Source organism: Oceanobacillus sp. J11TS1 (assembly GCF_018333215.1).
Taxonomy (GTDB): Bacteria; Bacillota; Bacilli; order Bacillales; family Amphibacillaceae; genus Oceanobacillus.
Map to the genome: position 1 here is coordinate 74,139 of NZ_BORO01000010.1, position 15,494 is coordinate 89,632.

Here is a 15,494-nt window from a genome sequence, read left to right on the forward strand (position 1 = left end):
AGTCGGTACATCCTGTACAAGTTCGTTACTCAAAGCTACACCGCCTCGAACTTCCCGATCCTTATCCTCCTTTTTGAATGCATACTAATAGTAAGTATAAAAAAGGAATTTTGTTGAGGAGGTTGTTATGAAAAACCTACATCGGAAAAAGTTATTGGTGTTCGTATTTGTATTACCTCTAATTTATCATCTTCTTCCTATGCAGGGGTCCGCAGAGGGGGATTTACCTACAACAGGATTTGAAGAAACCAATGGAGAAAGATGGACAACATTTGAAGAGGAACAGCTGTTTCTACAGGAGCTTGACAAATTATCGGAGAGGATAACGTACAAACAAATTGGTGAATCTGTCGAGGGTAGACCATTGCATTTGGCAAAAATCGCCTATCCCAGCCCACCTTCAGATGAGAGCATAGAAACAGGGCGTAGTATATTAATTATGGGAACACAGCATGGAAATGAACCATCAGGTCGTGAGATGGCATTGAAAGTAATGCGGGATTTAGCATTTACTGAGGACCCAGAAATATTAGAGATGTTAAGTAAGTCAACGGTGCTGATTATACCGACCGTCAATCCAGATGGGAGAGAAGCTGATCGCCGGATAAGTTCAGAGGGAGTCGACCTCAACCGAGATCAGCTTGAATTGAAGACTCCAGAAGGACAAATTATTGCCAGCGTACTTAACCAATATCAACCAGATTTAACGCTTGATGCACATGAACGAATTGAAGGGCCGAATGTTTCGTTGCTAGGACCGACAAGCTTGAACGTCTATGATGGGATTCTAGCGTTGAATGACGAATTAATTACAGATTTTATGGTACCAGATATTGAAGAAGCTGGATTAACAACTGGTCCATATCCAGGTACTGGAGCACCACGTACAGTAAGAAATATAATCGGTTTAAGACATGGTCTAGGAATATTAGTAGAAACAACTTGGGTAGATGATTTTGCAACTCGAGTAGAAGGGCAAATGGCTGCTGTAGAATCGGTCTTCCGCTTTTACCAAGAACGATTTGTTGAAATTGGAGAAGTGGTTGAAGAAGCTCGGGTTCAAAAAGAAGAGGCTGGTAGAAATCAATCAGAGCCATATTACCTTAATGGGAGTGCGGGTGATGATCCTTCTAAATCAGATATTTTAGATCCACCCCCATATGGGTATCTATTGAATAATGAGCAAGCAGAAGAGATTCGTACTCAAATTGAATTATTTTCATTAGATACGGAACAGGTGAGTGAAAACGGTGTATTCATTTCCATGGCTCAACCAATGATGACGGTAATTCCTTTCATTATGGATGAGCGTTCAGACTATCGATTAGTAGAAGGAATAGCTTTATATGATCCTGCCATTGATCCGGGTAGTATCGCCCCCCCTGCATTACCTGAACCGCTCCAATTTAGTACAGACTTTAGTGAGGATGAAGTGGGTAGTCCACCAGATGACTGGTCTCCGTTATGGCGTGAAAGCGGTTGGACTGTCATGGATAACCCTTCACGATTGCAGCACGCTGTAACAGAAAATGGTGGACGTCGGGTATTGGCTTGGGACAAAGTTGGAGATATACGTGGGGATGTTGAAGTATCTGCTTTAGTACGAGCAAATGGTGGCAATAGCGCAATGTTTCAAGTGCAGCTACTTGCATCTGAAGAAAAAGGGCATGAAACGAGCTATTATCTAGATATCCTCGGACAAGGATCAGCATCTATTCCAAATCACATTCGGATTAACAGGAATTTTGATAGTAGATTTCTAGTACTTGAAACAGTAGAATTACCATTTGAGGTCAAAGAGAACAACTGGTATCAGGTCGTCTTTCAGCGAGAAGGGGATTTGTTGCGCGGAAAGGTATGGCCTTACGGTGAGGACGAACCGGAGAATTGGCAAATTACTGCAGAAGATCGTTTCATAAATATCGGTAAAATTGGTGTAGGACACGTTACAACGGGGATGGTAAACGACTGGGCCTATTTTAGTGTGGGGACTGCGGGAGCATCAGCACCACGTGTTCCAGAGAATATACTACCCGAGATTGATAAATCATTACCTCAATATCGTGTCAATGAAATTAATGCTGAAGGGTTGAGTGAGTCGAATTTCACAGTGGAAAGCTGGGGATTACTGGTGAAGTCTCTTAGTGAAGCAGAGGAGATTTTAGCTAATTCGGAAGCAACGCAAGAAGAAGTAGATCAAGTACTTAGCGCCTTAAACCAAGCCTATGCTGGCTTGAAAAGTGCACCAGCCCAATTTGAGACTGATTTTTCAAAGAATAATGTTGGAGAAACACCAAGTGATTGGACTCGCTTTTGGAATGACAGCAATTGGACAGTTCGGGAAAACCCGATAAGATTAGAGCATGATGTTGAAGCGGGTGGTCGTTCAGCGTTGGCTTGGGACTTAGTTGGTGAAATTCGAGGAGATGTAGAAGTTGCCGGATTGGTAAAGGCTTTTGGTAATGGAACAACACTGTTTCAGCTTCCACTTCATATCTCAGGAAATTCTGGAAGTGAGAATAGTTATTATTTGGATTTAAGAACTGCTGGTACAGTAAGGATAAACCGCAATCTAAACAGTGGGTTTACAACCCTAAAAAATAAAAAGGTGCCATTTACAGTTGAGGAAGATACGTGGTATCAGGCAGTATTACAGCGTGAAGGAAATATGTTACGTGGTAAAGTATGGCCATTTGGGGAAGCAGAGCCAGAAGAATGGCAGGTAGAGGTCGTTGACGAATCCCATGACCGTGGCTATGTCGGATTTTCTCATGTTAGCGATACCCGAGTAAATGATTGGGCCTACTTTGGCGTAGGGGTTGGTGGAGAGCCGGCACCGCGCGCACCTGAGGATATCTTTAAACCCTCGTAGATGAAATTAATGCTGTAAGTCTAGGTGAATCCAACTATACGGTCAAAAATGGATACGTCAGATAAAGAAAAATTAGCTCACCTCTTACCTTGGTCACCGACACTTCCCAAGGAATGTCGGTGACCAATAAATCTAAATAAATCATAACAATAGTCCATACCTTTTGATAGGTGTAGACTATTTTACGCTTACGATGGAACCGTCAAGTGAAAATGGTAAATCGATATCCCCGTGTATTTGTATAGAACATTCATAACAGTTACCTTTCCGACTCATGTTTGTGGTGATATGATGTTTTCTGAGAAGTGCTCGATACTCCCTATTTGGTATGATAACAATAATTAATGTTCAACTAACGCACGTCTTTAGTGATAATAGTTGAAAATATTATTATGGATGTATTCCTTATGATAATATTAATCTACAATGATTTATTTAGGGAGATTAAACGATGTCAAAACGCATAGTAAATGTTTTATTTTTGTTATCTATTCTATGGATAATATGCTTTACCTTGGTTCCATATTCAATGGAAATAGGTGTAGGACATAACTATAATATTATTCCATTCTATAAACTTACCGATATAATACTACACCAATCCTTATTTGATAGTTTAAAAAATATTATTGGGAACATCATTCTGTTTGTCCCATTTGGGTTTATGCTGCTTATGAAATATCCAAGGGTAGGCACAGTCCTAAAAGCAACAGTAATTGGTACGATCTGTTCAATATTTATCGAATGTGCACAAATAATCTATCCGTATAGATGGACAGATATTGACGATGTGATTTTAAATACCATAGGTACGCTAATTGGGGCATCCTTGTTCATGGCGGTGAAAATGCGAATTAAAGAGTGAGCTAGTTAAAGATAGAAATAGTTAAAAGAAAGAAGGAAAAGACATCTCAATAGGTGTCTTTTGTTATGTCACAAATATAATACGAAGGGTCTAGTACGCACGTTTGTTGTGGTTTATGGATGCATTTTGAAACTCGGTATTTCTCTGGAGAACTACCATCAAGCTATGCTCCAGTTGTAGAGACGAAAAAATCTAGTGAAAGAGGAGTTGCTAGGAAAGGACGTGGTAGAACATGCAATTAAACCTTATGAAATTATTTGATGGCTATGTAAGAAATTATCATACGTTTAATCTTACGGTAGAACACGGGAAACATTCATTTACAATGACGGAGATAGAATATTTCTCCAGATTAGGCTCCATGTTAGGCTATCATCCATTTACTGAAGATACGAGCAGTAGCACCAGGAGACCAATGGATTTATCATGGTGGGGCTATTATGAGGACGGATACTGGTATGGTCTTATTTTGCATTTGGAAAGAGAGAATCTTTACAAAAAAGATGAGGAAACCTTAGAAAAACTCTTTAATGAACGTGAAGATAAGCCAGTAAACGTTATAGGAATCATGAATGTCCGCAACCGGCTCAGAGTAGAAGAGTTAGTTGATATAGCAAAAGCAAAAAATAATAGTGGCAATGCATTATTAATATTAAAGACAAATTCAACTGGTAGGGATCAATTATATTTTGATGAAGTGTATGCTTATTTCTTAAATATGTCAGAGGTAGTTGCTACAAAGGTCGCTTATGTATCCGATATTGAAGGGACGTTATATATGCATTTTCACTAGTGCTGCTTAAATTATGTCTATTAATACAAAATAATCCAATTTTAGATGATATAACATTACAATCAAAAGAGGACCGCTCTAAAATTTAGGGCGGTCTTTTCGTTTTTTTATTCCTTCATTAATTGTAAAAACTCGTTCAGCTTTACTCGCGCTTTTGGGCTCAATGTTTTAACAGTATCTATTAATTGAATTAAATCTTTTGGCATATCTTCAAGTTCCGCGGAAAAAAAGGATGAAAGATCAGTGCCTAGAGCCGTCAACATTTTCTCCAACAGGTCTATATCAGGAATCGAGTGACCATTTTCAAATCGACTAATATACGATTGCGAAACGTTTACTTTATCAGCTAGATCTTGGGTTGTGAAATCTTTAGCTTTTCTAAGCGCCCTTAGTTGATTGCCAATTTTATTACTATCTATCATAATTGACTCCTTTACGTAGATTACTAATTCTAGTTTAGCTTGATTTATTGAAAAGTGGAGAAATAAACACCTTTTAGAACAAATAGGTATAAAATTAGTTGACTTTTAGACCTATATGTCATAAAATGCAGATTAATAGGATTTTTCTAAATCATAAAATGTTAAGGGTGGAAGAGGTGAATAAAATTTATATTCAAGATAGATAACAAACTACTACTTAATAGTATGAGAGAAATACTTCTGTATCTAAAAATGATTTGGTTCCAGTTATACCTCAAATTATTTGTCCTCATTGTGAGGATTGTGAAAATGGAAATTTCGGTATGTGTAAGAAACAGTTAATGGAATTGCATGTTAAAGATAAAGGAGGTGTTGATATAAGAGTTTGAAAATGTAAGCCCTTTCTGTTGTTGCGGCTTAAATGTATTTTGTTAAGGATTTTATTGGGTGGATATCAGTATTTGGTGATTAAACGTTAACTAATAAGTGTTAATACATCGATACCAAAATTAATTCTAATAACCAACCAAATCAAAAACAAGGGAGATTAAAAAATGAAGAGAAGCTTAGTATTTTCCATTATTGGAATACCTTTATTATTTTTAATAGTTGCATGTTCTTCAGAAAATCATACAGCTTCTTCGACATCTGTTGGGGATGATGAAACAGACGGAACATATAAAATTAATATTGCTTTCGGGAATCAGGATGATGAACCTATTGGTAAATTAGCATCTAAATGGAAAGAACTTGCTGAAGAAAAAAGTGATGGAAAATTAGAGTTAATACTTTATCCTAACTCTCAGTTAGGTGCGGAAAAAGATGTTGTTGAACAAGCGATGATGGGTAATAACGTTATTGTTATGACTGGCTATGATTTTTTAATGGATTACGTACCGGATGCAGGCATTTTAACGGCTCCTTACCTAGCTGAAGATTTTGATGAGCTATTATATTTAACAGAAACTGAATGGTTTGAAGGAATTAGAGAAGATTTGCGTGAGGAGAATATTGAAATTATTAATGCTACGACAGTTTACGGAGAACGTCACCTTCTTACAAATAAAAAAGTAACGTCTCTGGAGGATCTAAAAGGAATGGCTATTCGTGTTCCTGATAATCAAGTGTCAGTTAAAACATTTAATTCTATGGGAGCTTCTGCAACTTCATATCCACTTGGAGAATTATATACTGCTCTTCAACAAGGTCTTGTGGATGGAGCTGAAAACCCACTTGCAGTTCTTGAAGGGACTAAAGCGCATGAAGTTTCTAAACATCTCTCTTTAACAGGCCATCAAAAGTTTGTTACTTCCTGGATTGCAGGGACTGATTATATTGAAACGTTGCCTGATGAATTAGTTCAAATTTTAAGAGATACAGGTGAAGATGCATCCGAATATGCAAGAGATGTCTTAGAGAAAGAAAATGAGGAGATATTAAAAGAATTTGAATCAGCAGGAGTACAAATACACGAGGTTGATACAGAACCATTTAAGGAAAAAGCAGAAAGTGTATATGACGAATTCTCTGAGTGGACACCAGGCCTATATGATGAAATTCAAGAATTATTAAAAAACCATTAGTTATTTAGTAAATAGAGTTTTGGGACAGGTGATTTATATAGAAAATGATACATTTACTTGCCCTAAAAGTTTCATGTAAAACTAGAAAAATTTTATTGTGAGGAGTGAAGGGGATGATCAAAAGTGGACTTAATGCAATCGATGACGTAATGTCGACAGTTGCTCTTGTCGGAGTAATCCTACTCACTGGAATAAATGTACTGTTGCGATATGTATTTAATGCTCCGATTGCATGGACTACGGAAGTGGCACTTGGATTATTCATATGGTTTGTATTTATAGGTATAAGTTCAGCAATGAAGCGTGATGGGCATGTGGGTGTGGATTTTTTTGTAAAAAAGTTGCCTAGGCCTTTCCGGATTTTAAGTGAAATCATCCGAGGTACCGCTGTTTATTTTGTGCTCTTATATGTTTTTATTTATCTTGGATTCCAATTAACTATAATGACAACAGGTAAATTAACGCCAATTCTAGGTATAAGTTATCAACTGATTAACATAGCTGTTCCAATTGGCGGTGCAATTACGGCTATTCACTTTACAAAACAAATAGTTTTATCTTTACGTGCTGAATTTGGAAGTGGAAGAGAGGAGGATTAGATGGCCTTAACTATCGCATTGGTAATCCTACTCGGATTATTTTTACTGAATGTTCCAATTGCCTTCGCTTTAATTATAAGTTCGGTTGTTTATGTTCTGTTTATTGATAGTTATTCAGCTGAAATTTTAGTCCAAAGAATGATTGGTGGGCTGGAGTCAGTTCCGTTGCTTGCCATTATCTTCTTTATTACAGCAGGCATTTTAATGAACTACACGGGGATAACTAGTAGAATGCTTAGATTTGCGCAACTGATTACAAAACGTCTTCCTGGGTCACTAGCACAAGTTAATGTGGTTCTTAGTACATTAATGGGTGGACTTTCTGGTTCAAATATTGCAGATGCAGCGATGCAATCAAAAATTTTAGTACCAGAAATGGAGAAAAGAGGCTATACCCGTGCTTTTTCTACAGCTTTAACGGCAGGTACAGCTTTAATTACACCGATTATCCCACCGGGTATTGCGTTAATCCTATATGGCTTTATTGGAAATGTCTCTATTGGAAGTATGTTCTTAGCAGGAATTATACCTGGATTTGTACTCTGTATTAGCTTCATGATTTACGTTCACTTTTATGCAAAGAAACATAAATTAGAAACAGAAAATACAGAGAAAACATCACTGAGAGAGTTTCTTTTAACATTAAAAGATGCACTTCTTGCTCTGTTATTGCCGGTAATTATTATAGGTGGTATTCGCTTCGGGATTTTTAGTGCAACAGAGGCTGGTGCTATAGCGATTTTCTATGCCTTGTTTTTGGGTTTAATTGTTTATCGGGAAATGAAATTATCACAGCTGATTAGTGCTCTTGTTGAAACGACACATACAGCTGCTTCGGTATTAATCATTATTGCAGCAGGGTCGGCATTTGCTTGGGTGTTAACGCTGGAGCAAGTACCACAGAGAATGGCTACTGTTATGGCTGAGTACGTATCTTCACCAATAACTTTTTTTCTTGTTGTTCTCATATTCCTATTAATTATTGGAATGTTTATTGAGGGGAATGTTTCCATTATAATATTAACCCCATTATTTATGCCGATGCTTAACCAATATGGGATAGACCCAGTCCATTTTGGGATATTCTTTATCGTTTGTATAAGTATTGGAACATTAACACCACCACTAGGAACTGTTATGTATACAACATGTTCAATAACCAAAACAAAGATCGAGGATTTTGTTGTTGCTAGTCTACCATTTTTAATTTTACTAATAGTCGTCGCGTTGTTAGTAGCATTTATCCCAGGCTTATCTATGTTTTTACCTATTAATTTTTAATCATACATGTTTTCCTATAGTCAAATTACTGAATTTACGTAATTAAGTAAAAATAATGGAGGGGGGAGAGGTAATGAGATTAAAAGATAAAGTTGCCATTATTACTGGGGCGGGATCAGGCATTGGAAAAGAAACAGCTGTATTGTTTGCGAAAGAAGGTGCGACAGTTGTTATAAACGATTTGGATGAAAAGTCTGGTCAGCAAACAATAGATGAGATTCATTTAAATAATGGAAAAGCAATTTTTATCCAAGGAAATATAACGAAAACGGAAGATGTAAAGTACCTCGTTTATGAAGTTACTAAAAGATTCGGAAGGATTGATATTCTTTTCAATAACGCTGGAATTAGTGGGATTGGACAACTTCACGAAATAGAATCAGAGGAATGGGAGCGGGTATTAAATGTAAATGTATATGGGGTATTTTTAGTTTCAAAATATGTGATTCCTTATATGATGGAACAACAATCGGGCTCTATTATTAATATGTCTTCTTGTATTGCTGAGATAGGATTAGCTAATCGTGCTTCCTATGCTGCATCTAAAGGTGCAATTTTGTCATTAACAAAGTCTATGCAAGTTGATTATGCCAAATATAATATGCGCGTAAATGCTTTAATGCCGGGAACAATTTACACTCCTTTTGTGGAAGATTATATATCGAAGTCCACAAGTCCAGAGGAAACCATAGCTTCTATTAAAAAACGTCAGTTAGGTGGTGATCTTGGAAAACCAATAGATGTTGCTTATGCAGCACTCTATTTGGCGTCAGATGAATCAAAATTCATGATGGGATCCTCTATGTATGTTGACGGAGGGGTAGTTAATGGAAAGTAATGTATTGATAAATGGAATACTAGATTTATGATTCTACTAAAAAATAGGAGGAATATACATGACTAAAATTGATGTGAAATTAAAAACATACTTAAATTATATTAACGGAGATTGGGTTGCTTCTGAAATAGAGGAAACCGGTAAAAGTAAAAATCCAGCAAACACAGAAGAAGTAGTTGGACTTTACCAAATGTCTTCTGAAAATGACCTTAACAAAGCAGTAAACTCTGCAAGTGATGCAAAAAAAGCATGGAGAAAATTATCAGGTGATGAACGGGGCAATTATTTGCAAAAGGCTGCATCAATTTTAGAGGAGCGTCTTGATGAGGTTGCTTTGACAATGACGAAAGAGATGGGGAAAACACTTCCTGAAGCTAAAGGTGAAACAGCTCGAGGAGTAGCGATATTGCGCTACTATGCTGGAGAAGGACTTCGATCTGAAGGAGACGTAATTCCGTCTACGGATAAAGATGCACTTATGTTTACAACTAGAGCCCCGCTGGGAGTAGTAGGTGTTATTACACCATGGAATTTCCCGGTTGCCATTCCATTGTGGAAAATGGCTCCAGCTCTTATTTATGGAAATACGGTTGTTATTAAACCAGCTAGTGAAGCTGCCATTACTTGTGCAAAAGTTATTGAATGCCTCCATGAAGCAGGGATTCCAGAAGGTGTTGTTAACATGGTGACTGGTTCAGGCTCGGTGATAGGTCTAGAAATAGCAAATCACCCTGAGGTAAACGGAATTACTTTTACAGGATCGAATCAAGTCGGCAAGCAATTGGCACAAATAGCAGTGACTAGAGGAATAAAATATCAACTAGAAATGGGTGGCAAAAATCCAGTAATCGTTGCAAATGATGCTGACTTAGATTTAGCAGTAGAAGCAACCATTAGTGGAGGTCTAAAATCAACTGGGCAAAAGTGTACAGCAACAAGTAGGGTGATTGTTCAAAAGGATATTTATCAGAAGTTCAAAGAAAGATTACTTGCTAAGGTAGCTGAAATTACTGTAGGGGATGGTGTTGAGTCGTCTACTTGGATGGGTCCTTCCGTGAGTCAATCACAGCTAGATACAGTAGTTTCTTATATTGAAAAAGGAAAAGAGGAAGGAGCTAAACTTTTATATGGGGGCGATAAAGTTAGAAGTAAAGCGTTAAAAGGGTACTTTATCGAGCCTACCGTATTTGAAGGTGTTACCTCTGATATGACGATAGCGAAAGAGGAAATATTTGGACCGGTGTTGGCTTTGATGAAAGTGAACTCTGTTGAAGAAGCATTGGAGCTAGCCAATGATTCAGAATATGGATTAAGTGCATCTATATTCACAACAAATATTAGCAATATGCTTTCCTTTATTGATGATATGGATGCAGGATTGGTAAGAGTAAATGCAGAAAGCGCAGGAGTTGAATTGCAAGCTCCATTTGGAGGGATGAAACAGTCTAGTTCCCATTCCAGAGAACAAGGAAGAGCAGCGATTGAATTTTACACAAATATAAAAACAGTATTTGTAAAAGGATAGACACGTTTAGATGTAATCAAGTTAATTTAAATTGGAGGTGTTTATAAATGAATTATTCTTTTGAGGGGTTTAAGCGGGAGGATGGAACAGCAGGAACAAGAAACTACGTTGCTATTGTTTCTTCCGTGATATGTTCTAGTGCCGTTGTACGTGAAATTTCTGAAAAGGTAAGTGGGGCTATTCCGATTGTTCATGCTAATGGTTGTGCCCAACTTGGTAATGATTTCACGCTAACAAGAAATATGCTTGTTGGTGTGTCTTCAAACCCAAATATTCATTCTGCATTGCTTGTTGGATTAGGTTGTGAAACAAATCAAGTAAGTGGGCTATTAAAGCATGCCCCTAAAACAAAACCAATAAAAGGTATTGGTATTCAGCAACTTGCCGGGGGTACAAATACAATTCAAAAAGGGATTTCGATTGCTGAAACGTGGGCTAAAGAAGCAACAGAACAGGAAAGAACAATACTCTCCTTATCATCGCTAACGGTAGGAATTTTAAACGTTGATGCAGATGAGGATTCCTTGGAGAAAATTGGTCCAATAATAGGAAGCGTGATTGATAGACTAATTGAAAATAATGCAAAAGTAATTATGGGACTTTCTAAAACACTAGAACCTGCTGGACATTTATTATCCGAACGGATGATTGATGCAACCGAGAAGGAAAAAGCTATAAGATTTAGCATGGGGTTACAGCGGATGCGTTGGGGGAATCCTGCTCTAGTAGATGAGGATACTGAATTTACTGAAGAAGAAACAAAACTAGCTATGCTTGAATTGAAAATGACAGGAACAAGTACGATAAATAGTGTCCTAGATTATGGAGAGATTCCAAAGGAAAATGGCCTTCATATGATAAACGTTTCTAGTAATGTTGTAGAATCTCTATCAAAAATGGCATCAAGTGGTTGTAATATTGTATTAATTGTAAGCAATAGAGGCGTGTTAACAGGTTCAATTGCTTTGCCTTGTTTAACGATAACACCTAAAAATGAGATGAGCTCATACAATGAACTCATTGATTATACACTTAAAGGAAGTAATATCCAAGAAGAGAGTGAAAGGATTATAGAAGAACTATTGAAGGTATGTTCAGGAAAACAAACACAGCTTGAGATGCTAGAGTTAGGTGAGTTTTCCATACCACACTTAGGAACTACCTATTAGGGAGGGGAACCGATGAATAAAAAATTCAATGCCCTTCAGTTAGATAAGAGGGATAATGTTGCGGTAGTACTTGAAACCGTAAGATTTGGACAACTTATATCTGTTCAAGATGAGATGAAAAACGTGAATGCGTCGACAACGATACCCTACGGACATAAAGTAGCACTAGTCTTCATTCCTAAAGGTGAAGAGGTTATTAAATATGGAGAATGTATGGGAATTGCAACAGCGGATATAGCAATAGGTGATCACGTTCATGTGTCCAATGTACGGGGGTTAACTGAAAAGGATAAGCGTTTTCGGAAGGAGGAGATCAACTTTGAAAACATTTAAAGGTTATCGTAGAGCCAATGGGAGCATCGGTGTTCGAAATCATATTATTGTTATCAATACAGTAGGTGAGTTAGCGGGACTTACTAAAAAATTAGCTAATCTCGTTCCAGGTGTCATTCCAGTTGTTCATCAAGCAGGTCAATCGCAATATCCCGAGGACAGTGCCCAAACAATCAAAACGTTAGCAGGAACAGCAGGACATGCAAATGTTAGTGCCGCATTATTTTTAGGAATGGGGTCAAATGATCCTGCTGATGAAATTGTCGAAACGTTAAAAAAAGATGGTCATCATGTTCACTCTATTCTATTTGATAAGGATAAATCGATTATTGAATGCTTGGACGAAGGTAGAACTTGGCTGGAAAATGCATTGGAGCAAAGTAAGAAACAAAAAACGGAAAAAGCTGATGTTTCCGAATTAATAATTGGACTGGAGTGTGGTGGATCAGATGCGTGGTCGGGGATAACTGCTAACCCTTCAATTGGAGTCTTTTCGGATTCAATCGTTGCAGATGGTGGAACTAGTATTTTAGCTGAGACAACGGAAGCGGTTGGTGCAGAACATATTTTGGCAAATCGGGCGGTTAATTCAGAAGTGGCTGACAGGTTTTTGGAAATAGTGAGAAGGTATGAACAAAGAGCAAAAGCTGTAGGAGAGAATATTAAAGCTGCAAATCCTTCACCTGGTAACAAAACAGGCGGGCTAACAACATTAGAAGAAAAGTCCCTTGGGTGTATTAAAAAGGGAGGCAATTCTACGTTAATGGAGGTAATTGATTACGCCTATTCGCCAACAAAAAAAGGATTTGTATTTATGGATACGCCGGGTTATGATGTTGAATCTGTTGTAGGGCTAGTGGCGGGAGGAGCACAAATTGTTTTATTTTCCACTGGAAAGGGTTCTCCCACCGGTTCCCCAATCGCCCCAGTAATTAAAATTGGAACGAATCCTAAATTATATAAAAATATGCCTGAACATATAGATGTCAATGCTGGTAAGATAATAGATCAAAATTATACGATTGACCAAATTGGAGAAGAAATTTATTCGAAAGTTATGCAGGTAGCGAATGGTGAAGTTACGGCTTCTGAAAAGTATAATAACCAAGAATTCAGTATATGGAGATTAGCGGAAACGCAGTAAGTTGAATTATAAAATGGAATGAAAATATAGGGAGGTTTCTAATTGAAAATTATTCGTTTCTTAAAAAATAATGAAAAGCCAACTTTAGGGGCATTAACTAGTCAAGAGCAGGTGATACCTTTACCTTATTCTGATTTTATGGAGTTAGTAAACGATGCGGAAAACAAGAAATGTACTCCTTTGAAGCTCGTTGAACAATTAATTAAGGAAACTGGAACAACAGAAGTATTTATATATGATGAATTGAACCTATTAACCCCTGTTGCTGCTCCTGAAGTATGGGCTTCCGGAGTGACCTATTTCAAAAGTCGTCAAGCAAGAAATTATGAAGCGTCTAATGGAATTATTGATAGTCCGCAAACATTTTATGATAAAGTTTATGATGCCGAACGTCCTGAACTTTTTATGAAGTCAACAGAGGCAAGAACAATTGACCCTAATAAACATTTGAATATTAGAAGTGATTCGGAATGGCAAATTCCAGAACCGGAAGTTGCCGTTGTAATAAATAAAGAAGGTAAAATTTTAGGTTATACGATAGGAAACGACATGAGTTCGAGGGATATTGAAGGAGAAAATCCGTTATATCTGCCTCAGGCAAAGATTTGGAAAAACTCGTGCTCATTTGGACCAGCAATCGTATTGGCAGAATCGTTACAGAATCCTTATAATTTAGAAATCAGATTGCGTATCTATCGTAACGGAATGAAGATCGTAGAGGACAGTGCAAATACGAATCAATTGAAACGCACGTATGAAGAACTTATTTCTTTCTTAATAAGAGATAATCTAATTTTTGATGGGACAGTTTTATTAACAGGTACATCTATAGTGCCGCCTAATGAATTTACGCTTAAAGATGGTGATCGCATCGAAATTGAGGTTCCGGAAATTGGTGTATTAACTAACCCTATTAAAAAAATAATCTCAAAGGAAAGTCATGTAATTAATTAATCGCCATCGCCGTAATAATAAACCTTTTTGGAGGAAAATACTATGAAATTAGTTACATTTATAAAAGATAAAAATCTATCACTGGGTGTTAAAGTGGAAGATGGAATAATAGATATAGCTTCGGCACTGGCTACTAATTCTATGCCAAACGTTCCAACAGATGTAATGGATGTTATTTATGGGGGAGATGAAACAATATCTATTTTAAAGGATTATATCAACACCCTTGACACTAGTTCTAACCTTTCTTATATGCTTCATGATAAAGAGTTGAAATGGGGTCCTTGTGTTACTGATCCAAGTAAAATAATTTGTATTGGTTTAAATTACCGAAAGCATGCTGACGAAACCAATGCAGCATATCCTGAAACTCCTATTTTATTTAATAAATACAATAATACATTAACAGGACATTTATGTGATATAAAAGTTCCGAAGATGACAGAACAATTAGATTATGAAGTGGAATTGGGAATTGTAATTGGAAAGAGGGCAAAGTATATATCCAAAGATGAGGCATATGATCACGTTTTTGGCTACTGTACAGCAAACGATCTTTCTGCTCGAGATTTGCAGTTTACAACAAACCAATGGTTACTTGGAAAATCATGTGACGATTTCTGTCCAGTAGGACCTTATTTGGTAACTTCTGATGAGGTGGGAAACCCACATGATCTGGATTTAACTACAACCGTAAACGGGGAGGTTCGACAAAAATCAAATACATCAGATATGATATTTCAATGTGATGAAATTGTTAGCTATATTTCACAGCATATGACACTAGAACCCGGTGATTTAATTTTAACAGGTACTCCTGAAGGGGTTGTCCTTGGCTTGCCAAAAGAAAATCAGAATTTTTTAAAGCCTGGTGATCAAGTGACTGTTGAAATAGAGAAATTGGGTGCATTAACGAATAGATTTATTAAAGAATAGGTAAGTGTTTAAATCAATCTATAAAAACCATTTAAGGGAGCTTGAGAGCTCCCTTATTTGTAAAGCATAATATCGTTTGCCTACTATTTAAAGGTGAATTTGCTTGCAAAGAGGGGGGGCTCCCTCTTTTTGTGGGCAATGGATTTTATTAATATAATAGAAAATCTGTTTGAGTTTCCT

14 protein-coding genes are annotated in these 15,494 nt (G+C 37.1%); 13 read left to right on the top strand and 1 reads right to left on the bottom strand.

Annotated features, from left to right (window positions below; all coding sequences use genetic code 11):
* Positions 1-127 precede the first annotated feature (127 nt).
* The 3 genes from KI343_RS10005 (at position 128) to KI343_RS10015 (ending at position 4,530) form a co-directional block, all read left to right on the top strand.
* On the top strand, positions 128-2,872 hold the full coding sequence (locus KI343_RS10005) for a M14 family zinc carboxypeptidase (protein WP_212926279.1): 2,745 nt from the start codon (positions 128-130) through the stop codon (positions 2,870-2,872).
* Positions 2,873-3,323: 451 nt separating this feature from the next.
* A complete protein-coding gene (locus KI343_RS10010; protein ID WP_212926280.1) occupies positions 3,324-3,737 on the top strand; it encodes a VanZ family protein in 414 nt (137 codons plus the stop codon).
* A gap of 232 nt (positions 3,738-3,969) precedes the next feature.
* Positions 3,970-4,530 carry a hypothetical protein gene (locus tag KI343_RS10015; protein ID WP_212926281.1) on the top strand — a complete coding sequence of 187 codons (561 nt, stop codon included), beginning with the start codon at positions 3,970-3,972 and terminating at the stop codon, positions 4,528-4,530.
* Positions 4,531-4,637: 107 nt separating this feature from the next.
* Here the strand turns inward: KI343_RS10015 and KI343_RS10020 are convergent, their stop codons facing one another.
* Positions 4,638-4,952, bottom strand: a complete 315-nt coding sequence (locus tag KI343_RS10020) for a helix-turn-helix domain-containing protein (protein ID WP_212926282.1) — start codon at positions 4,950-4,952, stop codon at positions 4,638-4,640.
* A 554-nt stretch (positions 4,953-5,506) separates the two neighbouring features.
* On the opposite strand from KI343_RS10020, the gene KI343_RS10025 reads away from it, so the two are divergent.
* The 10 genes from KI343_RS10025 to KI343_RS10070 all read left to right on the top strand — a co-directional run bounded on the left by KI343_RS10025 (position 5,507) and on the right by KI343_RS10070 (position 15,314).
* On the top strand, positions 5,507-6,535 hold the full coding sequence (locus tag KI343_RS10025) for a C4-dicarboxylate TRAP transporter substrate-binding protein (RefSeq protein ID WP_212926283.1): 1,029 nt from the start codon (positions 5,507-5,509) through the stop codon (positions 6,533-6,535).
* 113 nt (positions 6,536-6,648) lie between these two features.
* Positions 6,649-7,134: a TRAP transporter small permease gene (locus KI343_RS10030; protein ID WP_212926284.1), complete on the top strand. Its 486-nt coding sequence runs from the start codon at positions 6,649-6,651 to the stop codon at positions 7,132-7,134.
* Positions 7,135-8,415, top strand: coding sequence for a TRAP transporter large permease (locus KI343_RS10035; RefSeq protein WP_212926285.1), 1,281 nt, complete (start codon positions 7,135-7,137; stop codon positions 8,413-8,415). It begins immediately after the preceding gene.
* 73 nt (positions 8,416-8,488) lie between these two features.
* Entirely contained in the window at positions 8,489-9,253 is a 765-nt protein-coding gene (locus tag KI343_RS10040; protein ID WP_212926286.1) for an SDR family NAD(P)-dependent oxidoreductase, read from the top strand.
* Between the two features lie 58 nt (positions 9,254-9,311).
* The gene (gene gucD / locus KI343_RS10045; protein WP_212926287.1) at positions 9,312-10,778 is read left to right on the top strand and encodes an alpha-ketoglutaric semialdehyde dehydrogenase GucD; all 1,467 of its coding nucleotides are present in this window, start codon (positions 9,312-9,314) and stop codon (positions 10,776-10,778) included.
* A 47-nt stretch (positions 10,779-10,825) separates the two neighbouring features.
* Positions 10,826-11,947, top strand: a complete 1,122-nt coding sequence (locus tag KI343_RS10050; RefSeq protein ID WP_212926288.1) for a UxaA family hydrolase — start codon at positions 10,826-10,828, stop codon at positions 11,945-11,947.
* Positions 11,948-11,959: 12 nt separating this feature from the next.
* On the top strand, positions 11,960-12,280 hold the full coding sequence (locus KI343_RS10055; protein ID WP_212926289.1) for a UxaA family hydrolase: 321 nt from the start codon (positions 11,960-11,962) through the stop codon (positions 12,278-12,280).
* Positions 12,267-13,424: a UxaA family hydrolase gene (locus KI343_RS10060; RefSeq protein WP_212926290.1), complete on the top strand. Its 1,158-nt coding sequence runs from the start codon at positions 12,267-12,269 to the stop codon at positions 13,422-13,424. Before KI343_RS10055 ends, KI343_RS10060 begins: the two co-directional genes overlap by 14 nt.
* Positions 13,425-13,466: 42 nt before the next feature.
* Positions 13,467-14,378, top strand: coding sequence for a fumarylacetoacetate hydrolase family protein (locus KI343_RS10065; RefSeq protein ID WP_212926291.1), 912 nt, complete (start codon positions 13,467-13,469; stop codon positions 14,376-14,378).
* A gap of 42 nt (positions 14,379-14,420) precedes the next feature.
* Entirely contained in the window at positions 14,421-15,314 is an 894-nt protein-coding gene (locus KI343_RS10070; RefSeq protein WP_212926292.1) for a fumarylacetoacetate hydrolase family protein, read from the top strand.
* Positions 15,315-15,494: the final 180 nt, after the last annotated feature.

Excerpts from the sequence above, each read along its gene's own strand:
- KI343_RS10010 (WP_212926280.1), top strand. The coding sequence starts at position 3,324 with ATGTCAAAACGCATAGTAAATGTTTTATTTTTGTTATCTATTCTATGG.
- KI343_RS10015 (WP_212926281.1), top strand. The coding sequence starts at position 3,970 with ATGCAATTAAACCTTATGAAATTATTTGATGGCTATGTAAGAAATTAT.
- KI343_RS10040 (WP_212926286.1), top strand. The coding sequence starts at position 8,489 with ATGAGATTAAAAGATAAAGTTGCCATTATTACTGGGGCGGGATCAGGC.
- KI343_RS10050 (WP_212926288.1), top strand. The coding sequence starts at position 10,826 with ATGAATTATTCTTTTGAGGGGTTTAAGCGGGAGGATGGAACAGCAGGA.
- KI343_RS10035 (WP_212926285.1), top strand. The coding sequence starts at position 7,135 with ATGGCCTTAACTATCGCATTGGTAATCCTACTCGGATTATTTTTACTG.
- KI343_RS10020 (WP_212926282.1), bottom strand. The coding sequence starts at position 4,952 with ATGATAGATAGTAATAAAATTGGCAATCAACTAAGGGCGCTTAGAAAA.
- KI343_RS10055 (WP_212926289.1), top strand. The coding sequence starts at position 11,960 with ATGAATAAAAAATTCAATGCCCTTCAGTTAGATAAGAGGGATAATGTT.
- KI343_RS10070 (WP_212926292.1), top strand. The coding sequence starts at position 14,421 with ATGAAATTAGTTACATTTATAAAAGATAAAAATCTATCACTGGGTGTT.
- KI343_RS10025 (WP_212926283.1), top strand. The coding sequence starts at position 5,507 with ATGAAGAGAAGCTTAGTATTTTCCATTATTGGAATACCTTTATTATTT.
- KI343_RS10030 (WP_212926284.1), top strand. The coding sequence starts at position 6,649 with ATGATCAAAAGTGGACTTAATGCAATCGATGACGTAATGTCGACAGTT.
- gucD (WP_212926287.1), top strand. The coding sequence starts at position 9,312 with ATGACTAAAATTGATGTGAAATTAAAAACATACTTAAATTATATTAAC.
- KI343_RS10005 (WP_212926279.1), top strand. The coding sequence starts at position 128 with ATGAAAAACCTACATCGGAAAAAGTTATTGGTGTTCGTATTTGTATTA.